Here is a 26,500-nt window from a genome sequence, read left to right as displayed (position 1 = left end):
CGGCTGAAGCTTACGGAGCTTCCACGCCCGTGGGCTTCAGGATGACCAGACCCGACAGGCGAGGCGCATTTTTGGTGTCCGTCGTCGGAGTTGGCAGCTGGTCAATCAGGAAGTAGCCGGCACCATAGGTCGTGGTGGTGTCATCATCATTGCGGGCACGGACGACCAAGCCCTGGTAAGTCACCGCACGTTTCACCGGATCCGGCTTCCCGCCGATCACTGGGTTCGGGTCATCCAGGGCGAAGGTGCCGCTGAAGGCGCCCGTGGTCGGAGTGGCCTTCAGAGCGGTGTTCGCAGGATTCACTGCGCCGACTTTCTTCGGCACGGTGATGGCGCTCTTCGCTCCGATGCTGACCATGATGCTCGGATTGTCACTGGTGGCGACCGGGGTGTCATCAGCTTCCTCAGAGAAGGCCAGTTCAGCATTGTAGGTGGTGGTGGTGGCTGCAGGAGCGACTCCCAGGAGGACGGTCGTGGCACCGACCGTGGTTGGAGGCGCGATGTAGCGACCGCCCACCACACGCAGATTAACCGGAGTTGTGACAGCGGAGGCAGGCACACCTGGGGACACCAGTGTGGTGCCGAAGCCGGAGCGGTAGACGCGTGCTACGGTGGCCGCAGCAGGGTTAGGCGGACGAACCTGGGAGATGGTGCCGGTTACATCGTTGTCTGCCGCGTCGGCTTCCGTCATGGCCACGGTGCCACGGGTGTCGATCTGCAGGGTTTCGATGGCTGGTGTGGTGGAATCATCACTCAGGAGGGAACCCTTGATCGCGGTGGTATAGAGCGTCTGGAAGACGAACATCTGACCGTCCGGACCGACGAAGCTGCTGCAGGTGATCTTCTCGCCATCCGTGGTGAAGCCTGCCACGGCATAGGTGCCGGCGAGAGCCACGGTGATGGAGGCATAACCCGCGCCCTGCGGCACGTTTTTGGAGCCGAGCAGCTGACTGTTGTCTGGCAGCAACATGCCGATGTTGTAGACGGCAGGCGCCAGCTTGCCCGCTACCACGCCCAGGTAGGCGCTAGGCACTGCGGCGGAGTTGGCCACAGCCTTGGCGGCCCAGTTGTTACGCCAGGCGGTGAAGGCCACGGTGTTGTTGCCATCGCCAATGGTGGCGTTGGTGAGATAGACCGCAGGCGGAGGCGTCAGAGCTGGCGGAGTGGCTGGTGTGACAGCACCGATGCTGAGGGTGAAGGTGATGGTGAACTCAGGCTCCGTCTTCGTGGCCGGAATCTTGATCGTGGCCGTGGGTGAACCCACCACCTGACCGCTGGCATTCTGGTTGATGACGAAGTTACCCTTGAAGGATTTGGCGGCCAGACTGCCCAGGGTAAGCTTGCCGGAGATGGCGCCCAGAGCGGTCACCGTCATTTCATAGCGGCCACCCAGATTGCCGTTCAGGCTTTCGCTGCGAGCGACCGGGCCGGCAAAGGTGCCAGCAATGCCGTTCGGCAGAGCGAAGATCTTGATGAGGGAGACCTTCTTGTTGGAGGTGCCTTTGCCGTTCGTGATGGTGGTCTCGACGAGGAAGTCACCCGTCTTGGTTGGATAACCACTGATGATGCCGGTGTTCTTGTCGATGACCACGCCAGGAGGCAGCTTGAGGGCAGCATAGGTCACGGGAGCGCGGAGACGAGCGCCCGCCTCATCAAGGTCGTCACCGTCGTCATCCGGATCTGGGCCGATTACATTGGCAATCACCCTGTCCTGATAGTAACCGCCAATGATGCCGGGCTTCAGAGGAGTCGGAGTGTTGTTGATCGGAGCGGTGTTGTAAACCTGGACGTCGTAGGTGGAGCCCCTGACCTTGACAAGGTCCGGACCGTTGATGTCGCAAACGTAGAGGCCATCATCCGTGGGGAGCGCACCGGTGATCTTGAGCACGTTGGCAGCGGTGCCTGTGTAGGTGGCACCGGAGATGCGGCCGCCATTGGCCAGCGGTGTGTCATCAATCTGTTCCACCGTGTACTCATCTCCTGTTTCTTCAGGATTAGGATCCATCACGACCTCCGTGATGACGCGCTTATACCACTGGTAGGACACCACAGTCTTGGGTCCGCGGCCGACGCTGGCGGCCAGGGAGAAGGTGGCGCCTGGCTTGGTTCCGACTGGACCGAGCACTGGCACCACGCGTGTGGCGTTGTCCACAACAACGACTTCAGCAAACGTCCCCGTGGTGGCAGGAAGGGTGAACTTGGTGGTGGTGGTGTTTGTCACCTCCACATTGTAACTGCCGCCATTGGCCACAGTCAGCGGGTTCGGGCTATAGGTTGGGAGGGTGGCGCCCGGGATGGCAGTGCCGTTCTTCTTCCACTGGTAGCGGAGGGTCGGACGACCGATGGCGTTGACCGTCATGCTGAAGGGCTGACCAGCAAGGATGGTCTTGCTGGCCACCGTGCTCGGCACGTTAGGATTCTGCCTCGGGGCCGCATCAAGAACAGGAACCGAGAGGGCATTGCTGTCCACGGTATGCACAGCATTCGTGAGGCGGGCGAAGTAGACATCAGGAGTAGCGGTCGCAGCGCCGTTGACGATGACCATCGTGGCGGCGTTCTGGCCCGCGATCGGCAAGCCATTCTTGTACCACTGGATGCCTTTCGGATCGTGTGTGCTATCGAAGACTGGCTCGCCACTGTAGGTGACATTGAAGGTCAATGTCTCTCCCTGATAGGTGGCTTCTGGGTCGCGAGTGCGGGTGGCCACCACGTTCGTGAGGGCATCGAGCACGGTCAGCGTGGCCGTATCGCTGGAATCAGTGAGAGTGTTGACCACGGTGGAGGTGAAGGTGACGAAGTAGGTTCCCTGGTCGGCCTCGGTGACGCCGTTGATGGTGAACGAGCTGGTGAAGCGATTGGAGATCTCGCCATGCGGCGCGGCGTTTTCGGTGAAAACCGGAGTATCCACACTGTTCACACGCTTGCTCCAGACTGCGGTGTAGGGGCCAGGGCCGCTGACTTCGCTGTTGAAGACGACGGTGGTGGGCTGGCCAGGCAGGCTTGGTTTGACGATCTGGCTTTCGGGCTGCACCGCAACGACCGGATCATCAGCCACACCCACGAAGACAGTGCCAGAGGTCTGGGCACCAAAGACGTTCTGCGCACGAACGGAGAAGTTACCTTCGGTGTTGGTGCTGGCGGTGACGACGTACTTAATCGTGACACCGTTCGTGCCGACTGGGATGCCATCAGGAGGAGTCATTTCCACGGACACAATGTCAGAAGCGGCCACTGGAGTGCCGTTGTTGATCAGGGTGAAGGAAATCGGCTGAGGGCTGCTGGAGTCTGCCTTGACGAAGATTTCGAAGGTGTGGCCAGGTTGAATGATGCCGTCAGCAGGTGTGCGAGTCGGGCCGACGAGGATCTGCGGAGGGGAACCTGCGCTGGTGCCGTTCAGGGTGACGACCACCAGGATACCGAGGGAGTTCAGCAGGCTGGTGTCCCAGCGGAAGTTACCGCCCAGTTCAAAGAGGTTCAGGTCTGTTCCCGTTTCCCCACCCGTGCGCAGGAAGCTGCTACCGACATCCAGGTTGCCGATGATGCCGTTGGTGCCGGTGGAGCCAGCCTTGATCAAATGGAAGATGTCACCGGCTTTGGGAGTGTAACCTTCATTGATGAGGGTGATGTGGGCATCATCCTGGAGGGTGATGGTGCCGCCACCGTTGGTGCTCACCACGTTGATCATGTCATGCTGCTGGGTGGTGACGAGGTCACGCAGGGCAGTGGCGAACTCATCCGAGGCAAGGTTGGTGATCCACTCGACATAGCTGGCATCGCTGGCGTCCACAGCGCCTGGGGCATTGTAGGTGGGCAGCTTGACCTGCAGGAGAGCTTCCGAGCCGGCCTGGAAGATGGCGTTGCCGCTGATGTTGATGGTGCCGATCTCACGGCCAGCGAGGTCACCAGGAGAAATGGTGCCGCCAGCGTTGAGGCGGAGGGCGGTGAGGGCACCGCCGCCCATGACCCAGCCGGTGCCAGCCAGGGTGCCGCCATTGTTGACGGTGGTGCCCAGGGCATTGATGGCGCCGGTGTCACCCACGCCATTCAGACCCACTTGGAGGATGCCTCCGTTCACCGTGGTGGTGCCGGTGTAGTCGTTGTCGAGGGTCAGCGTGCCCCAGCCGGAGCCCGCCTTGACGACGCTCAGGGAAGCCCCCAGCAGGTGTGTGTTGGTGCCTGGAGCGAAGAAGCGGCTGTTCAGCACACCGTCACGGATTTTTGCATCCCACAGGGTCTCCGATGTGGACGGAGTGGTCTGGGTGATGGTGAGGACACCAGGGGTGGCGGCGGCGTTTTCGATGATCTCTGTGCTGCCGCTGCTGGCGTTCAGAGTGCCTGCGTCACCATAGAAGGAGCCGGTGCCGCCGGTGGTGGCGAGTCCGCCGATGGTCACATTTTTACCGCCGACCTGAAGCATGGAGTTGAAGCCCAGCGTGACGTCATTGGCAGCCGTGAGGGCGGAGTTGTGACCGAGACGGAGGACGGCAGTCTTGTCATAGTCATTGGAGGTGTTGTTGCTGACGGTGATGTCCCCCGTCCACAGGCTGTTGTCTCCATTGAAGATGGTGTAGCCGGTCATGCGACCGTTGACGTTGTCATTGGCGCCGCCCTGAGTGGTGCCAGAGGAGTCACTGACCATGATGGTCATGTTACCGCTGGTGGTGGCACCGTCCTTGAAGCTGCCGTTGAAGTTGACCATGGTCTGCTCACCGCCGTTGGAGATACCGCCATCCTGCACAATGAGGATGAGGTTGTCATTCAGGGTGATGTCACCGTTGTAATTGGTCCGGCTGCCGTTGGAGGTGTTGTCCACACCGAGGCGCTTCGTCTGAGTGGGGTTGTAGACGACATTGATGTCGTGCTCAATGCCCAGGACCCAGTTCTGGACGCCATCAGGATTGTTCAGGATGAGCTGGGCGACACCACCGCGCTCGGCATCACCCAGGGTGATGGTCTTGCCGCTGGCATAGCCTTTGCCGAGCACGTCAGCCTGGTTGTTGGCATAAACAGTGCCCTGTTTGATGATCAGGTTACCCGTCCAATCGGGGCTGTTGGTGCGGAACTCAAGCTGGCCAAGGCCGTCTTTGACGATGTCACCGTTGCCAGTGATGTAACCGGAGGAGTTGCCGAGCCTGACGATGCTGGCCGAGCCTTCGTTAACGGTCGGAAGAAGCGGCGAGTTGGCGATGCTCAGCGTGCCGATGTCGAAGGTCACGGTGCCATCAATCTTCGTGACACCGTTGATGTTCAGCGGACGACGGTTGCCGAGGTTTGGCTGGCCATCGAGGGCGCCCGAGATGTTGGCGGCGACATCCAGCAGACCACTGTAGGTGAAGGTGTTGTTGCCTTCGAAGGTGATGAACTCCTCGATGTTCCAGTTGCCGGAGTTGTCACCATTGCCCAGGAAGAACTGGGCGTTCGTTCCCTGACGGAAGATGGTGCCGTCAGCCCAGGAGCGGTTGGTGCCGAGGATGGAGGTGGTGCCGACTGCGGTGTTACCCACGTCCAGCATGATGATGAGGGAACCCTCACGGATGTCCAGCAGACCCTGGAAGCCGCTGTTGTGCCCGGTGCCGCTGCCCATGAAGGTCAGCGCGCCAGGACCGGTCTTCACCAGGTCACCGCGGAAGATGTCTTCAGAAACGATCTGAGCCTGCGTGCCGCTGACACCGGAACCGATGACCAGGTTGCCTTCCTGGTTGGCGACTTCGATCACACCACCGCTGCCCTGCAGGGTGATGCCACGAGTGCCGAGAGAGGCCACGCCGCCGGTCCAGCGGAAGGTGCCGCCATTCAGGGTCAGGATGGAGTTGTTCACCGATGTCGGTGTGGCGCCCAGAGCGTTCACCGAATTGGTCTCAAGGACAGCACCGTTGACGAAGGTGCGGCCCGTGTAGGTGTTGGTGGCATTCAGGCGGACGGTGCCAGTGGTGTTGAATTCATTGACATTGGTCGTGGAAGGACCAGCGATCGTCAGGTCACCGTCACCCATGATGGAGGTGTCAATGTTCAGATAGCCCTGGCCATACTGATGGACGATCAACTCGTTCGTGCCGACCTGGATGGGCATGCGGTCGGTGGTGGTGAAGGTCGTCTTGCTCGACAGAGTGAGGGACGTGGCAGTCACCGCAGTCACCGTGGTGCCAGCCGGGATCATCGCAAAAGGAACGACGGCTTTCGCCGTGGCACCTGTGCCAGCGCCGCCAGAGAGAGTCACCGTGGGCTCTGTGGTAAAGCCAGCGCCGGAGGCAGTCACCGTGATGGCCGTGACCACACCTCCTGAGACCGTGGCCGTGGCCGTGGCACCAGTGGTGCTGCCACCGCCCGTGATGCTCACCGAGGGAGCGGAAGTATAACCAGTGCCGCCATTGGTGACCTTGACCGCCGTCACGTTCTGGATGCCGCGGACGTTCATGCCAGGCAGGATGCCGTAGGTGGTCGGCATGCCGCTGATCACCTTGTCGGCTGGATCCCCAGCATCACCATTGGCGAAACCAAGCATGCGGTAAGCGGTGATGGTGATGTTGGTGCCCGAAGCCGTCGCCGTGTTGCTCATCAAGACGGAGGCATTGGCAGGGTTGGCATTGGGGGTGATGCCCTGGATGGTCGTGCCAGCGGCGATGCCGGTGCCGGAGATCGGCATGCCCACCGTCAGACCCGCCGTGTTGGTGACGTTGGTGAGCGTGCGGTTGCCGCTGGTCGTGGTGGCCGAGAAGGAGAGGTTGTAACCCAGGTTGAAGTCAGGAGAGGCTGCGCTGAAGAGCAGCGGCACGCCCGTGGCACCGAAGGGCAGCGGCTTGGAAAGCACGACAAGATTGGAAGCCACGCGGGTGACAAAGGTGCCCGCTGGCACGTAGAGGGCCGGCACGACAGCCCGGGCCACCGCGCCGCTGCCACCACCGCCAGCGAAGGAGACAGTAGGCTCGCTGCTGAAGCCGCTGCCGGAAGCCGTGACGGTGACGTCAGCGATCACAAAGCGATTGGCGTTGCCAGTGGCGGTCGGATTCGAACCGGCGATCTGGATGACGCCGCCCGTGAAGGCGAGGCTCGGAGCCGTGCTGAAGTTACGACCTGGGTTGGTGACGTTAATGGCGGTGACGAGGCCATTGGTCAGAGTGGCTGTGGCCGTGGCTCCCGTGCCACCACCGCCGGTGATGGTCACCGTGGGTGCGGTGGCGTAAATGGTGGTGCCGCTGTTCAGACTGAAGCTGGCGGCCGAGACCCCCAGGGAAGCCACACCGCTGGCGGTAGTGGTGGGTGTGCCGCCTCCGGTGATGGTGACGGCAGGCACGCCCGTGAAGTTGGAACCACGGTTGGTCACCACGACGGAGGTGACATTGTTGACGCCAGCCACAGGCAGACCGACCTCGACACCCACCGTGGTAGGCATGCTGGTCACGTCCGTGCCATTGAGGGTGGTATTACCGATGAAGCGGTAAATGCTCAGGGTGGCGCCGTTGGTGGTGAGCGTCACAGGATTGCTGAGCGACACCGTGGTGCTATTGATGCGGGTCACGGTGGTGCCCACAGGGATGCCATCTCCCGTCACAATCATGCCGGGCTGCAGGGTGGCGAGGACCGTGGCAGGCTGCACGTTGAGGAGGTTGTTGCTGGCGCTGACGAGATCGGCGCTGATCGCCGAATTCTGATTCCTGTTGGAGGTAGGCTCGAAGATGTTGATGACGCCATTGGAGATGGTCTTGTTGGAAGCGCCCGTGTTCGAGCTGACCATGATGGCACCACCGAGGTCACCGCCCATGAGGGCAAGGGCCTTGCCGCCGAGGTCAAGGAAACCTTCAGCCAGGGTGTCGAAGCGCAGGGTGTTGAGCGCGAGGCCGCTGCCCAGAGCTCCAGTGAAGCCACTGCCGCCGTTTTCCGAGATGTCGAGACCAGCGCCCCACGAAGCCACATTGTTCTGGTAGGCATCGGTAGGTCGGGCATAAGCCATGACGTCGTTGGCCTGGGTGATGGGTCCCACCGAGAAGGTCTGGGTGGAGCCTGCTCCGACTGTGCCTGAGGTATTGCCCGAAAGGGTAAGAGTGTTACCAGAGATGCCGCTGATCGCAGTGGTTCCGGCAAGGACACCGGTGGTGCTGGTGACGGTCATGCCAATGTAGAGGCCTGCCATGTTGTTCACGGAGGTAACCGTGTTGGAGTTCGGATTGACCACGCCTGTGAAGCTGAGGGCCGCCGACACCGTGCGCGTGGAGTTGTTCGACACAGTAGCGAAGTCCACAGCCGTGCGAGATGCATTGCTATAAGTCGCCCATGGGATGACACGGTCACGGACAATGACGGTGGAACTGGCGTTAAAGTTCAAGGCGAGAATAGCCAGACCTGCGGTCACCTGGCTTTCCACCAAGTTCGCCGTAGCACCCGTGGTGCGGTTAAGAGTGGAGGTAGTGTTGTTGGCATTGGCGTTGCCGATGACCATGGTCAACATGCCCCGGCTGCGTGGCTCTGCGACGATTTCAGTGCCACCGAGGGCAAAGGAAACGACACGACCGACATTATTGTCCTGGGAATAGTTGACGGCTGAGGCCGCCGTGGCGCTGCTATTCACCAGGAACTTGCCGCCACGGAAGGTGAAGTTACCCGCATTACCGAAACGTTGGTTGTTCAACCCATTGAGATCGAGGATGACCGTGCCACCGCCCAGTTCAAAGGATTGGGTGTCACTGGCGCTGTTGAGGTTGGTGTTCATCAGCGTCAGGGTGCCGCGTCCAATCTTCTGGACGCCCTGGGCACCGTTCAGACGCATGTTGAGATCCACATTGCCGCCGGCCATCGAGTAGAAGCGGACACCTTTGTCGAGGCTGAGCGAGCCATTGCCCGTACCGAAGGTGACGGTGCCGCTATCATTCAGACCACCGACCCAGGAGGTGCCCCCCGAGCCCACGCGCCAGCTGGTCATGTTGAAATGCTGGCCGGGCTGGGTCATGAACAACATGGTTGTTCCCCCACCCAGGGCAAAGCCATGCTGCGTGGTGTTACCGTTGTTACTCAGGCTGCTGTTATCAAAAACACCATTCGAATCACCGTTGGCGATCTTGCTCAGGGCGGCGGCGGTCCAGAAGCCGGAACCGTCATTGCCAGGAGCGTTTGGATCATAGGTGGCGAGCAGGATGCCGTTGTTCAGGAGGAGGCGGCCAGCCGAGTTATACTGGCGCTCCATGAAGACGTTCAGCTGGTCAGTGTCCACACTGAAGCGCAGGACTTCGTTCTCATTGGTGACCTTGGTGAGACCAGCAGTGCCGCGAGGGATTTCGGAGTTCGTCGGCAGCGTGGAAACGATGTTGTCCACAGGCGAAAGCACGCCACCGGTGCCGCGATCCGCGATCTGGCCGCGCAGGAACAGGTAGCCAGCCCCGGAGCCAGCGGTGCTCAAGACGCGGGAATCGATGGACTGAACGTCACTGACGATCGCCGATGGAGCTGCGATGGAGCCGTTCGGCAGGATTCGACCGGCATAGATGTTGCCATTGACGATCAGGGTGGAGTTCCCTGCTGTCACCAGCTGCGGTGTGAAGAGGGTCTGGCCGGCGGCATCCACGTTATCGATGACGATATCGCCATAGAAATTGGTAGTGTCACCGCTGCTGCTCAGAACGGTCTGGTTCCCCTGGAGAATGCCCACCAGGATGTTTTTCGGCGCGCCTGGAGCACCGATGGTGATACCGTTGTTGGCATTCAGCGAGCCCTGTCCTTCCACCTTGATAAAGTTGGCCGCACCGCCAGCACCCAAGCTGGAGACGCCATTGCGAACCAGCAAGGTGCCTTCAGAGATGGTGGTCACGCCCGTGTAGGTGTTATAACCATCCAGCACCACCTGGGCGAAGCCAGTCTTGGTCAGGCCACCGCTGCCGACGATATCCGAGCGGACCTGAAGGTTACCGGTCTGAATGGTGCCGTCCGTGAAGCGGATGAAACCGTTCTGGTTGTTCAGGATGCCCTCAGCCGTGCCGAAGTCGAGCGTGCCGCCCGTGATCAAGGTATCGAGCTGGTTGCCAGCGTTACCCGCTGTGCTGTTACCCGTGCGGAAGAAGGCGCTGCTGATCATGCCGGAGTTGATCTTCAGCGTGCCATCCACGATGAGGGTATTGGTGAACGTGTCACTGTAGGTCGTGAGGGTCGTACCGTTGTTGACGGTGGACGAATTGCCCAGGCTGTCAGACAGCGGACCAAAGCGCAGGGAATTGATCGTCATGTTCTGACGCATCACGGTGGTGATGTCCGTGAGGTTGACGTTCTGACCCACGCCGCTGGTGAGATCAAGGATGCCATCCGCCGGGCTGAAGTATTCCGAGTCATCCAGGGGACGAAGGTAACCACCATCCATGGTCATGAAGTGGCTGCCAGTCAGGAACTGCAGGTTACGGCTCTGATTGAAGAGATCGGAAACGTTGGCGTTGTTATAACCAATCTCACGCAGGTCTTCCAGATACCCGTGAGGGATGATGCCGCCGAAGACGCCAGCGACGATGGAACGGCTGGTGGCCGAAGCGTTTGAACCATACTGGAGCAGATTGGTGCCGTTATTGCCAATCAACACCCGGACGCTGTCCGTGCCTGAAATCATGTTGCTGCCGCCAAAGTTGGAGGTGGCGTCAAGGTCACGGATGCGGAGGATGCCGCCCGCGCTGCGATTCAGCAGGCCAATGGTCAGCGTCATGGCCTGGTGGGCACCGTCCGTGGGCCAGAGATCCAGCATGTTAGTGCCGGAATTGACGTTCATGGCCGCGCCGCCAACGGTGGCGAGCGACTCAGAGTTGGCGTCGGTACCGCCGTGGATGCGCAGCCAGCCGTGGTCGAAGTTGATGCTGGCGGCGTCATTGATGCGGTTGTTGTTGTTACCGCCTGCCACACCTGAGGCTGCAACCGTGAAGCGGTTGGTGTTGTCCAGGGTGATCATGCCGCGGCGCTGAAGATTGATGGCCGAGGTGCCCGCCACGGTGCCATTGGCACCCGCGAGGGTCAGGCCATATTCCATCCATCCCTCGGCATCACCGTAGGTGTTGTAGGACACGCCGTTGACCACCACCGTATTGCTCTGCCAGGCGACGGCCGACTGACCGAAACGCAGGACGTTCAATTCGCCGGCGAAGGTGTTGTTGTTCGTCAGACGAAGTTCGCGGGCGCCTGTCTTGGTGAAACCACCGGAACCGACGATCTGGCCGCCGATGATCAGCTTGGTCTGAAGGTCACCGGTGAGGTTGGACTCTGCGGTGACGCTGTTGCTGGTCGTGGCGGAATCGTTATGAATGACGTTGCGCATGGCATCACCCGTCAAGGTCAAGGTGCCGTCCAGATAGGTGCGGGGGCTTGGGATGGTATCGGTGCCGGTGTCGATGTAGTTCACTCCCCCGTTCGTTGCCGCTTTCACGCCGTTCATGGTGATGTTCACGGTGTGGTGGACGTCCCAGTTGCGGAACAAGTTGAGACGAGCACCGACGTTTGGACCCACACCGTCAAAGATGTCCGTCTGATCGCCGAGGCTGGGTCCGGAGTAGCCGATTTCGATACCATCGGTGACGTTTGCGCTGCTGATACCACCCCACAGGCCGCTGCCGGTGATGGGAGTATCCATTTCAAGGCGCAGGATGCCTTCATTCACATAGATCTTGCGCAGCGAGCTGGAGAAGACCGGCTGGTGGAGAGTGACGGCGTCACCGGTGCGGCTGCTGGCGATGGTGAGATCAAAGTTTCCACCATCAATGGTAGGGGCGATGCGGGTGAAGTTGCCATCCAGCGAGGAACCGTTGTTTGGATTGATGTCGTAGCCGTTTAGGTCGAGGCGGGCACCATTCATGAAGCCGCCGGCGCTCAAGCTGGCGTGTCCACCCATGACCAGATGGGAAAACTGACCGGTGCCGCTGGTGTTGGTGATCGCGCCGATGGCGATGGTATTGGCAGGGGAGCCCACACCCGTCGTGCCTGCAATGGAACCAGCGCCACTGATCTGGAAGATCTTGCGCATGCTGGAGGCATCATCACCATAGTTCAGAGCCTGGCCACGAAGGTCCACAGAGCCACTGCCGCTCACGATGACTTCGTTACCGACGCCTGTGGCACCCAGAGCACGGGCATTACCGAGACGCAGGACACCCCGGTTAACCTGGATCTGGCCTCGAAGAGTGGCATCTTTGCTAGCTCCGGTCTGGCCATCGAGGGCACCTGTGAAATTGTTGCCACTGAGGGTCAGGATGCCATTACCCGTCTTGGTAAAGCCATTTTGACCGTGAACATAACCAGACCAAGTCACCTGCTGGGCGGCAGCCAAGTCAATGGTGAGGCCTGCGGAAGTGGTGTTTTCCAAGGTCATTCTGCCACTCATGGTGAGCAGGGTGTTGGTCGCGCCATTGGCCACTGCTGACAGAGTGCTTCCCTGTTTAAAGATCATATATTCCTGCATCGGTGTGATCGTGCCGGAGGTATTGGTCGTGGCACCAAACAATTCCATGATGCCAGTATTACCGATCGTGGTGGCACCCTGCAGCCTGCCGAGAATGGTGGCAATATTTACGCCGCCCACACGGATCTTACCGCCGTTCACGATAATCTCACCGATGAAGTTGTCGGACTGGTTGTCGAAGAGGACAGTCTGCGTATTGCCCGCGTCCAAGATGATGCTGCCTGCTCCCTGGAGTGTGCCCAGATCCTGGATGGCCGTGCTATTGGAAACGAAGCGCAGGACTGCGCCTTCGCTGATATTGAGCGCCACCGCACCCGTGGAGAGGTTGGCGTTGGTGGCTACGCCTGGAGCGGCGATGGTGCCACCCACCTGGATCTCACCCTGGTGAAGGTTCACGGTGCCTGTGAAGGTATTGACCGCATTCAGGAAAAGCTTGCCAGCCCCCACCTTGGTAATGCCCCCGGCTGTGCTGCCGTTGTTTGCGATGATGGTGTCAATCTGCAAAGCGTTGGTGCTGTGCTGATGGACGATCAAAGCCTCGGCACCGGTGCCGTTGTTGCGGAGAGTGCCCGTCCCAGAGATGATGACATTTCCAGAGGCCGGGGTCATGAGCAAGCCGCCTGTGGTCAAGCCAAGGATGGCATTGACGCTCAGGGTGCCTCCCGTGCCCTGATTGAACCTCAGGGTGTTGGCGGCGGTGGCCGCATTGACGGCGGTGAAGCCAACGACATCGACGTTGTTAGCAGCGGCGTACGTGTCGTTGTTGTAAGTGGCGAGGGCAGTGATGGCGGTATCAGCGGCAGTGCCAGTGATGCTGGTGGCCCAGTTGGTGCGACCGACAGTGATGCCACCGCCACCGACAATGCCGTTGCTATTGGCAGTGTCCGTATCCGCAATGCCAGCGATGTCCAAGTCCAGCGAACTACCCGCATTTCGGGTGATGCCGTTCATACGCAGTACCGCCGTGCTGGCTGGCGATGTTGACCGGCTCAGATAGCTGGCCCCCACGTTAATGGTGGTGGAGGAAACAACTTCCGTGTGCGATCCCCCGGACAGCAGGATGTTCGCTCCCGTCATGCCGGCAAAGTAGGCTTGGCTGGAGGCTTCAGAATCCGTGCCAAGAAGCTGGATGATCCCCGAGCCTTCCCAGCCCATTTGGAAGGCGGAAGCGTCCGCAAGTTTGGAGGTATTGTTGGTGCCATATTCCAACTTCACGACGCCACCTGCAGCGGAGGTGATGCCAGTGTAGGTATTGGTACCGCTCAAAATCTTAGTGCCAGTGTCAGCGAGGATCAGACGGGATGTGCCAGCTGACCCGGTGATGGCACCACTGATTTCAAGACTGGCCCCGGAGGAAGCTCCGATGCGGAAGTTGAGATTGGTGCCACTCATTGCCACACCACCCGTCCAAACATTGACTCCGGAGTCCGCCGTGAAATTTGCGTCGGTCAAAGTATTCGTCAGCAATTCTCCCGTAATGGTGCGGCCGCCACGTAGCATGAGACCTGTGCCGGAGCCCGTGAAACTGCCGGAGGCATTGGTGGTGGAACCGTTGCTGGAAAAAATACCAATGTTCACACCACCAGCAGCAGTGCCCAAAGCATTGTTGTGAGTCACGATGAGAGCCCCGCCACCGTTCGCAGAACTGGTGTTGTTGTTGGAGCCTGAGAGGATGTTCACCGATCCGGTGAAGGTGTTATCACCACCGAGTTCCCAGTTACCTGCTTCAAATTTGGTCACACTCACAACACCAGTGCCGTTGTCCGTGATCTGGGGGTTGAAGGCATTGTTCGCCGTGCTGGTGCCGCGCAGGGCGAGTCTGGCGTTGGCATTGGAGGTGGTGAAGGCGATGGGGCCGGTGCCAGTGAACTTGACCGCAGGTGAATTACCGCCCTGAGCGGGGCCGTTCGCAAAAATAGCGGCGGCGGCCACGGAGGTGGAAGCGGACGTGGTGGTGCCAATGGTCAGAAGGCGGTCCGTGGAACTATCAGACAAGCCGAGGTATTCCAGACCACCGTTCGTGCCTGTGTTGATGACGAGATTTGAAGCATCGATGGAGGCCGCGCCGATGCCACTCGCAGATCCGCCGTTTGCCAGGGAGTAAACGGAGATGCGGTTGACCTGGCTGGAGCTGCCCGTGAGGATGCTGGTGGGTCCTGTGTAGGTGTTGCGATTGGTGAAGGTGGAGATACGGGCATTGGCATCGTTGTTCGTGCGGGTGATGCCGCCGCCGCCGCTGATGATGCCGGCGAAAGTCTGATTGGCGTTTCTCACGGTCAGAATACCGGCGTCCAAGATGGCCTTGGAACCGATGGTGCCAGCAAGGCCGCCAATGGTTTCACTGCTGCGGATGCGGAGGGTGGCCGCACCTTCCGAGCTGCCATCAGACCCAGCATTGGAAACGTTCACCGTGGCGTCATCGCCAATGGAGGAGCCGCCGGCAAACTCAAGCCAGCCACGGGCCACGGTGATGGACCCATTCATGCTGTTGCTGGTGCTGTTGAGGATCCACTTGCCCGCGCCTTCTTTTAGGACAGCGGCCACACCACCCCCGGTGGTTGCGTTGTTGATGGCACCATTGACGGTATTGTCTCCCGTATTGCTACCACCGAAGACCCAGGTGTGGGTATTGGCGATGCCGGGGTTGGGGTTGGGGTTCAGTGTGCCATCAGCATTGTAGCCCTGGGCCTGGAAAGCACCGTTAATGACCACCACCTTGGAACCTTCGTTTATGATGGCACCACTGCCGTCACTACCCGTATAGCTGCGGTTAAAGGTCACGTTGCTGCCAAGGGTGAAGGTGCCGCTGCCGACGTCATTGAAGACCAGGGTGCCGCGGTTGGAGAGAACACCGCCACCGATTTGGTCGCCATTCCCGGCGAGGTCATAACGACGCCCGTCAAACGTGGTGGTGCCCATGTCGATGATACGACCGACGGTGAGATTCCCCAGAATGCCGGTGGTTGAATTGCCGCTGCCGAGGTCTCCAAGAAGCTCCAGCGTGCCGAGGTTCACCGTCACGCGACCGGAAAAGTCGTTATCTTCGTTGGTCAGCTTCCAGTAACTGAGGCCATACTGGTCGTTGTTCCCCACGTTCGGGTTGATCGTCAGGCTGATTTCACCCCTGCCCTGTTTGATTTCGCCGTTAATGACATTGCCACCGGTGTTCTGACCGTGGAGCATCAGGACTTTGTTGCCAAGGCTGACGTTGTTGATGTCTCCGTTCAGGACGAGAGGAACGACGCCATTGGTGCCGATACGGATTGTGGCCGCCTGGCTGACATCTTCAAAGGTGAGCTCATTGCCAACAAAGAGCTGTCCTGTGGTGTTCAAAGAGAGGGTGATTTCATTGGTATTGGTGTTGATACCCGTGATGGTGGTGCCTTCGGCGATGTTCGGGCCGAAGATTTCCATCCCGATCTCCAAATTACCCACGTTCGCCAGCTTGATGAAGTCCTGCGATCCTGCCGCAGCCTGGCTGACGTTGGCGGTCTGAACGGCGCCACTGGCGGAGAGATTGATCGTGCGGTCGGTGGCATGCACCGGGAAGCTTCGATCCCGGCTGACGAACTCCAGACGAGCTTCCTGAGGAGCTGTGCCAATGATGCCTGAGACACCCAGATTGATGGTGTCAGACTGACCGAGGCCGCCATTGCCAGCCAAGTCTGACACGCGAACGGTGACGATCTGGCTGTTGCTGCCGATGATGGCGCTGTTCGTGTAGGAGCTGGAGCCGAAGAGGCCATACCAGGCGGCACCACCAACGGCAGTGAATGCCACGGTGCCGTCTCCGGAAATGCCACCGTTGATCACATGGTTGGCGTTGTCATCAATGGTCAGCTGCACGCCTGTGGGCACCTCGATATTCGAACCGGTCTGGGTGTAGAAAAGCCCCACGGTCTCAGTCTGATTGAAGCGGATGGTCGCCCCTCTGAGCAGATACAAGTCGGCGTCGTCATTGATGCCGTTGGGGATCTGGGTGGGGTTGGCAGCCAAGTCCGGGTCCGAATCAAAGGTGTGATCCACGACCAGAGTGCCCTTCTGGATGTAGATGTTGTTCAGGCGGTTGGTGCCACCCATGTTGAGGAAGTTGTTGAATCCCTTCAGAGTGGTGGTGCCTGAGTTGTTGAACAGGAAGCTGGCAGTTGTGTTGTCCGCTTCGTTTGTACCCAGAATACGACCCCAGAACGTGTTGCTGGCGCTCCCCGCAAACTCAATGATGGTGTTACTGATGGGAGTGATGTTCATACGGTTGCTGGCACCGTTGATAATCGTCCCTGAGAGGGTGATCTTGTTGTTTGCCTCGTTTCGCAAGATCGCTCTCTGGGAGCCAGGAGCTGAGCCGGTATTGCCAATCGTGATAGTGCCAGCCAGATTTAGCGAAGCCAGCCCATTGCGGATAAAGTTGACGTTGCGGGGGTTCGTGCCGTCCGTTGAAGGGTTGATGTTGATGGCATTGGTGAGGGTGAGATTGCGCAGCGACTGGTAGCGCAGTGTGGAGTTGCCTCCCGTCGAAGACTGGAGGGTGATGGGCCCAGAACCCAGGCGGCCGGTGTAAGTGTCCGCACCGACGCGCATTTCAGCGTTGATGTTCACGCCATTTCCCGCATTGCCAGTGCCACCAACGATTGTTGGACCTGTGTAGGTGTTCGCACCCGTGACGTGCACGATGTTACGAGTCTGGATGAGGCTGCCCGAACCCGAGATGGGATTGGAAAGATTGAAATGGGTGTCCACAAGGTTCAGGTTGATGGAACCATTGTTCACAATGGGGCCGTGACCGAGAGAGCCTGCAAGTCCTGCCAGGCCATTAGCCCCGCCCACGTAGACCGGACTGTTGACGACCAGCGAGCTGAACACGTTGCTGGCCGAGCTGAAGACAAAGTTACCTGTGCCACTCAGCGTGAGCGTGGAGCCCGGACGAGCTAGGACAGGTGCATTGAATGTCAGGTTGGCACCGGTGGAACTGGAGATGAAGGAGCTGCTAGCACCTACAAGCGTGGAACTGAGCACCGTCCCGCCGCCTGCGATGGCCTCCAAGATGCCGCCACGGAGATAGACTGTTTCCCTGATGGTGGCACCACCGAGTTCAAGACGGCCGCCAGGAGCCACGGAGGTGAGACCGGCAGTGGATCCAAGGCCAGATCCACCCGCTGCGGTGGTGCTGGTCACCTGGACACGACCGGACACGATGTAGGTGCCGCCCGTGAAGCTGCTGTTCGCTCCCCCGAGGATCTGCACGGTGTCAGAGTCCACCAGCAGGGAGCCGGTGCCATTCATCTCGGGGTAATTGTAAGGAGCCGCGTTGCTGGTGTGCTGCAGGCTCAGCCAGCCATTGTTGTTGATGTTACCGATGACGCTGATGCTGCCGGTGGAAGTGCTGAACTGCTTGGAACCCAGCTGCAACACGCCTTCGAGGATGTTGGTGGTTCCAGTGTAGGAGTTATCCCTCATCAAGATGACCTTGCCGCCGCCTGCCTTGACCAGATTGAGGTCGGAATCCAGGTTCGCAGCCGGATTGTCAACGATGGTGGTGTCAAGGAAGAGGCTGGCACGGGTATTGTGCTGATGCAGGATCAGTTCGTTGGAGACGAGAGAACCGTTGCCGCCACCGGTGATGGAAGGGTTACCGCTGAACAGGATGTGGCTTTCGCCCATATTTTTTGTGACGAGAATGCCGCCAGACTCGATGACTCTCACTTCATTGGGGGGGCCGGAGACGTTCACGACCAGCACGCTCGGGGAAGCCAGAGGCGTGTTGAACCGGAGGGAACCCGTGTTTGAGCTCAGATTAAAGTCGCCTTTGACGTCCGCGTTGATCCCAGGAGTCGGTGAACTGGACATGTTCACGGGCACGTAGGCGCTGTCGAGCAGCGGGGTGATCAGGGCAGGGTTGCCAGAACCGCTGCCGACGGCCCAGGTTGTGATGTCGGAATTAGAGCCATAGGTGGCAAAGCCGCCAAGAATACCGAGGGTGAAGTCATTGATCGTTGTGGTGGAGGCGGAGTTTCCGTGCACCTGGAGGACGCCGCCAGGACTTCCCTGCAACTCACGGGTGATGAGGCCCAGGTTGATGTTTCCGCCCATGGTGCCGAGGGAAGAAATGCTGTTCACGCCGGCGGCGATCTGGGTGGAGCTGATGGTGTCCACCGTGGTGTTGGCGGCACCGCCCTTCAGATACAGGTTGGCACCCGCGAGGCGGAGGGTGCCTGGAATGATGTTGTTCACCGAGAGACCGCTGTAATCCAGAATCATGGTGGAGGCTCCGGAGACGGTTGTCCGGCCCGTGTAGCCCTGATTGGAAGTGACGTGCAGGCTGGCACGGTTGGCAAGCACCAGGCCACCAGCGCCGTTGGAAGAACCGGACCAGATGGCGGTGTTGATGCTGCCCCGGGGAGCTGAGGTGAGGGTGAGGTTCTGCGAGCTATCGAGGGTCAGGATGCCGGAGCCATAGAGCGAACCCACGGTGTCTGAGTTGGTCACATGGAGGGTGGCAGATGCGGATCCCAGGCTGACATGCACGGTGTCACCCAACGCGCCATTTGAGTCGTTCAGGAGAACCTTGCCAGCATTGATGTTGAAGCTGCCGCGGTGAGAATTGTTGGAGTTAAGGCTCGGAATGGCCGGCTCCACACGGATGGCCCAGCCGCTGGGCTCGGTGCCATTCACATTGATGGTGCCGAGACCATCAAAAGTTCCCGAGAACAGACCGTTTGGCACGGTGCCGTTTGGATTTTCAATGTTCAGTGTTCCGCCATTGAAAGTGAAGATTCGGGAGCCTGCGGTGTTGCGTGAGGAGAGGGAGGCCACAGTCTGGGTGGAACCCGCCAGATCAAAGATAGCGTTGGCATTCACCAAACCGGATCCACCGGCGACGATGTTCAGGCTCGTGGTCGCGGGCAGAGAGCCAAAACCACCCGAACCGGCGGGAGTTCCAACTCCTGAGGAGGCACCATAAGCCCCGATGCGGAGCACGCTGTTGGAGTTGCTGGTCACAGCACGGGTGGTCGTGGAGCCCGTGTAGGTGGCATTGCCGCGCAGTTCAAAGACGTTGTTACCCTGCTTTTCAAAGGAACCTGTGCCGGTCAAGCTGCCCCCATAGTTGAACACACCGGTGGAGGTATTCAGGAGGGTCAGTCCAAGCGGGCCGATTTCCACCTCACCGCCGTTGCCAACCAGGAAGGATCCGCCCGCCGCGCCTGCCACATTGAAGTTTGCCGTGGCACTGATAGCCGGGGCAAAGCTGAAGGCCCGGGTGGCTCCGCGACCGCCACCCGTCAGAGTGGCCACGACCTCACCCAGGGAATTGGTGGTGTTGAGCACCAGCTTGGCACCGTTGGGATTATTGGAAACCACGATATTGGAGGTCGGGGAAAGACCCTGTGTTCCACCGACACGCAGCTCACCTGCTTCAACGCGGATGGTGCCGTCCATGACGGAGGCGTCATCACTGGTCCAAGTGAGAGTTCCTGTGCCCTCCTTGACCAGCCATGAGGCCGCGTTACCGCGGATCCTGCCCGTGTAACTGGTGGTGGCATTGTTTCCACCGACCGCCAGCACGGCAGGAGAAAGCACCCCGGTAGGGCTGAAGGTGGTGAGGTTCACCAAGGCGTTGGCATTGGCTCCCTCCAGGCTGCCGATTCTCTCGAAAGGACTCAGATTCAAGCCGTTGGCAGCCAGATTCAGAGTGGCATTTCCCAAAGCCACGTGAGTCTGATTGCCGATGGTGTCCTGGATCACGTAACGACCGCCAGTATTGACCCCCCCGGCGATCACGGTGCCGCCATTGATGGTCATGGTGCCTGTGAGATCATTTTTTCCACTCAGGACGAGGTTTCCGATGTCATTCTTGATCCAGTTACCCGAACCCACAACGGCTCCGGAAATGTTATCTGCTCCATAGAAGGTGAAGTTCTTCTCGGTGCTGCCTGTCGGGTTGGTGCTGAGGAGAACAAGGTTATGGCTGAGAACCTGGACAATGTAGGTGCCCGCAATGATATCGGAGTTACCATCCGAAGACACCACCATCATGCCGGTCACCAGACCTTCTGTGCCATTGGGGATCAACATCAAACGAGTGTCCGCATCCACATTTCCAAGCCGGATGTCACCGCTGAAGACGAAGTTTTTGGTGAGCTGCGACATGGGTGGCAACTCAGGCTGGGCGCTGAGCAGCACCGTGGTGGCATTCACGATGCTGGTGATGACGGTGAGGGCCGGCACCTCAACGCCGCCATCCACGGTCGTCACGATCATTCCCGGAACAAGGCCCCCGGTGCCTCCCGTGACCACCATCTGCCTGTTTTCACTATTGATCTGACCGGCACGCGCGACGCCGCCGGCGATGGCGTGCGTGGTTGTCAGTGTGGATCCGGCACCGATGGTGACCGTGCTGTTTGCCAGGGTCGTGAGACGGCCGATCGTCTCAGAGGTCGAAACCGTCAATCTGCCGCCATTTCCTCCGACGAGCACCGAGGCACCATCAGCCAAGGTTCCGCCGTTCCGGGCCAGGATCAGTTCTCCGTCTGCCACAGTCACCAGACCATCAAAGGTGTTGTTTCCCGTCAAGGTGAGCGTGCCGTCTCCCTCCTTGGTGAAATAGCCTGAACCGCTGATGACACCCCCATAGGTGGTGCTGCCATCATTTCCGCCCACTTTGAGAGCACCCGTGCCGATGAGGACGTTACCACCGCTGGCACCACCACCAGCCAGGGAGCCGATGATCTCATGCCTGTTGTTCACGTCCAGGAAAACGCCGATGGCGTTTGCCAGAGTCAGCGCCGTGCTATCCGGCAGGAGCTCCGTATTCGCATTGGAGGCAAGCTTGATGGACCCCGCGTTGACCGTGGTGTTGCCTGTGTAGGCACTGCCGCCGGAAAGCACCCAGGCAGAGGAACCGTTCTTCACGACATGGCCGAGACCTGAACCGACGCCACCCATGGAAATGGCGGCCTGGATGTTGTTGGGGGTGTCGGGGGGGCCGTTGTCTGTGAAAGTCACAGTCGTGTCGAGCAGGCCCGCGCCCATCAAGAGGCTGGTGCCAGGGGCGGAAGCCGTAAAGCTGGTGAGGGTGTGGTTGCTGCCGTTTGGCAGTTGCATGGCACCGCCTGCGCCGGTGAGGTTGACGGTCAGGTTTTGGGGAATGTTGCTTCCCGGACTGAGATAGAATCCCCCTCTGCCTGTCACATTGAACGTGGACAGGCTCGTATTCAGCTGGGTGCGTAGCACACCGTTGGACATGGTCAGGGGGGCGTTCCAGTCGATGCTTGGCGCGATGAGCGTGCCATCAGTCAAGTTGATGAATCCATTGAAGGAATTCAAGCTGCTGGTGAAGATTAGTGGAGAATACGGACTGCTCTGGGTGATGCCGGTCACGTTCGGTCCCACGATACCGCTGATGGTGACAGCACCGTTGCCAGAACCGGCGTTGATGATCTCGCCTGTCGGGTTCAGCAAGGCTGCGGTGACGTTGATCACCTGAGCGACCCCAGCATTGTCTGCCCTGAAAGTGACGTTACCGGTGTTCACAATATTGCCGCTGATAGTGAGGGCACCCGTGCTTGTGGACGAATTGATGAAGCTGAGGTCACCCGTGTTGAAGTAGTTACCGCTCAATGTGGCCGCCGCACCAGACTGGCCGAGGTATGCGGAGAGATTGCCCGAAAGATGCCCGGAGCTGGTAGCCAGGTTGGTGGCATTCAAGGTGACCGGGGTAACGCTTGTGTTGGTGATCACACCTGGACCGTTGAGGGTGAGGGCACCGTTCACGGTCTGGTCACGACCGTTGAGATCGAAGATGCCTGCGGAGACAGTCAAAGCCGAAGCGGCAGGGAGATTGGCTGAAGGGCCGAGGCGGACGGTGCCAGCTCCGCTGAAGGTGTTGGTGCCAGTGTGACTGAAGGGGCCGTTCAACGTAAGGGTTCCCGTGCCGCTGTAGGTAAAGCTCGTCGCAGGAGTGGTGGCGGTGATCTGGTCGATGACGACATTGCCAGAACCATTGACTGTGGTGGTGGTATTGGCAGTGGCGGTGGTGTTCAAGTTCAGGTTGCCGATGTTCACCGATGCGGTAGATCCCTGAGCGCGGTTCACAGTCAGAGTCTGGCCGGTAGCGGTGACATTGAAGGTGGGGAGAATCAGGGCTGCGGTGCTCGTTGAGTCCCCGAGCAGGGTGATGGTACGGCTAGCGCTGAAGGTATTGGATCCGCCAAGGGTCAGACTCCGAGTGGCTCCAAAGGTGAAATTGCCGCCCATCGTTGTCGCGTTGGTAATCGTCACGTTGCCGCCGCTTGTATTGTCAATAGTGCCGCCATTGAGGGCGACGGTGCCCGCGCCCAGCGCGGTGGGGCTGGTGATGTTAAGAACACCGCCAGAGATGGTGGTTCCGCCGGTGAAGGTGTTGTTTCCAGTCAGCGTGAGAATGCCCGCCGTGACACTCAGGGCCAACCTGTTTTCATTTGTGCCTGCACCGCCAAGGGAACCCGAATAGATCATTGGCACGTTCGTGGTACCCGTGAAGGTGAGGACAGAGTTCGCGGTGGAAGTGGCACCCACGACAGCATTGGCAGTCCCAGTGCCGGAAGTCGTCAAACCTGCCACCACCTGGGTCTTCGCATTGGTGGCATCACCCAGGATCAGTTTGCCGGAGGTGGTGCCATTTCCCAGAACGACGATGTTGCCGTTGGCAATCGCACCCATGGTAGTTCCGGTGAGTGTGCCGAGTTGCAGGGAGCCATCCTGAATCCTAGTGAAACCACCGGAGTAGGTATTGTTCCCCAGGAGCAGGAGGTTACCCGTGCCTGTCTTGGTCAGGTTACCAGCACCGCTGACAACGCCACGAACAGTCAGGACGTTTGCTCCGGTTGTGTCAAAAGTTCCGCCATTAGCACCCAAGGCGACGGCACGGAAATTGGTGGTGGAGGTATTTTCAAGCGCGACAGAGGCATTGATGCGAAGAGTGCCGTCATTCAGGTTAAGTGTCGCACCTGTGGCCACAGGACCTAAGTTGGCATTGGACGAAATGCCCAAGGTGGCACCACCCGTCACGTAGGTCACACCTGTGTAGGTATTGGAACTGCCGAAGTTTGTCACCCCCGTGCCGCTGACGGTCACAACTGAAGTGCCAGCGTTGGGAGCGAGCACGGTGTTGATGGTCAATGCGCCAGTGCCGTAGTTGTGGATGATGAGGTCGGAGGTCGTTGCCACGCCACTGCTCAATGTGCTCGCCCCAGTCCCAGTAATGGTATAGTCATTGGCACCGACAAAAAGGAGGCCGCCACTTGTGATCCGCATGGTATTCGTGCCAAGGTTCAGGCTCTGACCCGCGCCAGTGGAGGTGATCTTGAGCGAGTTGGGAACCAAGGCTGCCGTCGCTGTCTGGCTTCCGGTGACGGTATAGTTGACCGTGTTTGTGGGGGCGGTACCCGTGAAGACCGTCTGGCCGGTAATGGGAACAATCGCGCTGCCGCTCTTGCCCGCAAAGTCAGTCACACCTGCTGCACTGGTGATGATGGTGGCACCACGCGCGCTCAGAAGCCCGCCAGTGACGGTGTTTGTGGTCGATGTGACACTAGCCCCCGTCCCGCTGAGGTTAATGTACATTGTGCCGTTGTTGACCGCAGTCGTATAGGTGCCCAAATTCAGGGTGCTAGTGCCGCTGGTGCCGCCCACGACGAAGATCCTGCTACCACCGGCATTCAAAGTCAAGTTACCCAGGGTCTGGTTGCTGCCGGCCGCCGCAGCACGATAGGTGAAAGCACCACCCGCAAAGGTGGGGGCGGTGGCTGCCAGGGTGGCGGTGCCCGCCGAAGCATTCAAAACCACGGAGCCTGAGGTAAAGGTGCTGGCACCGGTATACGTGCTGGCACCTGTGAGGGTGATGACCCCCGAGCCCGAAAAGTTCATCGCCGCTGCCGTGATGGTTGGCACGATACCGTTGGTGATGGCGAAACTACCATTTCCCGCGATTGTATGAGTGCCGGCCGTGCCTGCAAACTGCGGGTTGTAGGTACCGATCGTCAGGGTCGAGTTTGAATCCGGCAGGATGTTGACGGTGTTTGTCATCGCCGGAGTGGTTGAGTTATTGCCGACGAAGGAGCCGAAACGCAGATTGGCTCCGCTCGTTCCTGCCAGGAAGAGAGAACGGGAGGCGGTGATGGTGGCAGCACCCGTGCCGAAGTTCAGGCTGTTGGAACCACCAAAGGCGACGGTGCCATTGATCGTGACTGGATTGTTGTTGGTCAGTGTGATGGCACCGCCGCTGGTATTGTCGATCATGCCGGACGCGAGGGTCAGCGTGCTGGCGGTGGCACCGATGGCCGTGGCGCTGTTGATGTTGAGGCGACCCGCAGTGACGGTCGTGGCCCCCGTGTAGGTGTTGCTCCCCGTCAGAGTGACCGAACCGGTGCCGTTCACAGTGATGCCCATGGTGCCAGTGCCGCCGTTTTGAATGGTCGCGCCAATGGTGGTGTTGGAGGTTCCGCCAGGAGTGATCGTCAAGGCCGCGCTGGTTGTGGAAGTGTTCTGCAGGGTTACTCCAGCCGGTGCATTGATCGACAGGAGGGATGCCGCCTGGCCATTGATGTTCAGGGTCGTCCCGGACGCGAAGACGGGCACCGCAGTTGCTGATGCGCCCAGCCCCTGGGTGTTCCCCAGTGTCACTGCGCCCTGGTTCACCACCACGGAACCGCCCAATGTGTTAGCGCCGCTCAATGTCAGGGTGTTGGCATTATTCTTGATCAATCCACCACCACCGCTGATAACGCCCGAAATCGTCACTGCACCAGGAGCATCAACAGTAGTGGTATAGCCGGAGTTGTTCAGAGCTGACAACGTCAACGCCGAGTTGGCTGTCGAGGTTGTGAAAGTTGTGGCTCCGACGGTGACGGAGGTGCCGCCAAAACCCGTGGTCGCATTGCCACTGTTCACGTTGGCTCCGCGGGAGGCGGTAACCGTCCGTGTGCCGAAGGAAGTCAGCGCGCCCAGGTTATGTGCAATACCGGCACCAACTGTGGCGCGGTTGGAGATGAAAGAGGCATTTCCCAGAAGGTTCACGGGATAAGCAGTCGTCGTGGCATCCGTGGCCATCTCAAAAGCGGAGCCTTCCAGCATGGAAAGTGATGTCCCCGTGGTGCCCAGGCCTGCAACGTTCGTCTGGACCACCGGGCTTCCGGCCGTGATGTAGGTGGAACCGCCAGCACGGGTGCTGCTGCCATTCAGGAAGAGGGTTCCAGCGCCCGTTTTGAAGAAGTTAAAGTTACCTGCGATCGGTCCGAGGGTGAGGCTGGTGCCCGCACCCACATCAAAACCGCCACCGCTCGCGCTCAGAAGCAGGCTGCCCAGGGAAAGTCCCGCCGTGCCGCTCGTCACATTGGATCCCTTCTGAATGCTGATCTCATGATTGCCCAGCATGAGTGCGCTAATCGAATGAGTCAGGCCAGCGCCGGCCGACTCACGATCCAAGGCAAGCGTGCTGTTCGCATTGGAAACCAAATTGGTAGCCAAGCTCAACGGAGTGTCACTGGCGAGGCTCAGCGTGCCCCCATTCAAGACTGTCGATGCACTGAGCTGCGTGCTTCCGCTGGCTCTCAGGATCCCGCTGGAAACGGCGATGGACGCGTTAAGCGCCGAGTTATCGCCTGTGAGCAGGAGAGTGCCGGCGCCTGTTTTGTTGATGCCGCCATTTCCAACCAGGGCGGAGTTAATGGTGGCGGTGGAGCCGCCATCCACGTGCAACTGACTGTTACTGAAGGAGAAAGTGCCTCCAGAAAGCGTGTAGTTGTCCCTGAACCAGATGCTGGCAGGCCCCTGGGTGGCTGGGGCGACCTGAATGGTGCCAGGGCTGGCCAAAGCTCCTGGGTTGGGGATGGGGGTCGGCAGTACGGCGACGTCTGAAATTCCCGGAATTCCGGCACCCCAATTGCTACTGTCTGACCAGTTGAAATTGCTGGTGCTGCCAGCAGTCCAATTGATATTTGCAGCCTGCAGCGGCTGGGCGATCTGCCAGATGCCCATGAGTGCTGTCAGGCAGCAAGTCATCCAAAAACGCTGCCGGCGGAGGAGACGCAGGAGAGGTGAGGAGCGCTGGTTCAT

Annotated in this window: 1 protein-coding gene; it reads right to left on the bottom strand. The window is 59.6% G+C overall.

Annotated elements, in window-relative coordinates; genetic code table 11:
• Window positions 1-10 precede the first annotated feature (10 nt).
• Window positions 11-26,500: an autotransporter-associated beta strand repeat-containing protein gene (locus BGE01nite_RS20035; RefSeq protein ID WP_170266917.1), complete on the bottom strand. Its 26,490-nt coding sequence runs from the start codon at window positions 26,498-26,500 to the stop codon at window positions 11-13.

Origin of the sequence: Prosthecobacter gellanilyticus (genome assembly GCF_007992435.1) — a bacterium.
Classification (GTDB): Bacteria; Verrucomicrobiota; Verrucomicrobiia; order Verrucomicrobiales; family Verrucomicrobiaceae; genus Prosthecobacter; species Prosthecobacter gellanilyticus.
The sequence above is the reverse complement of the archived record's forward strand: the minus strand, read 5'-3'. Positions and strand labels throughout refer to the sequence as shown.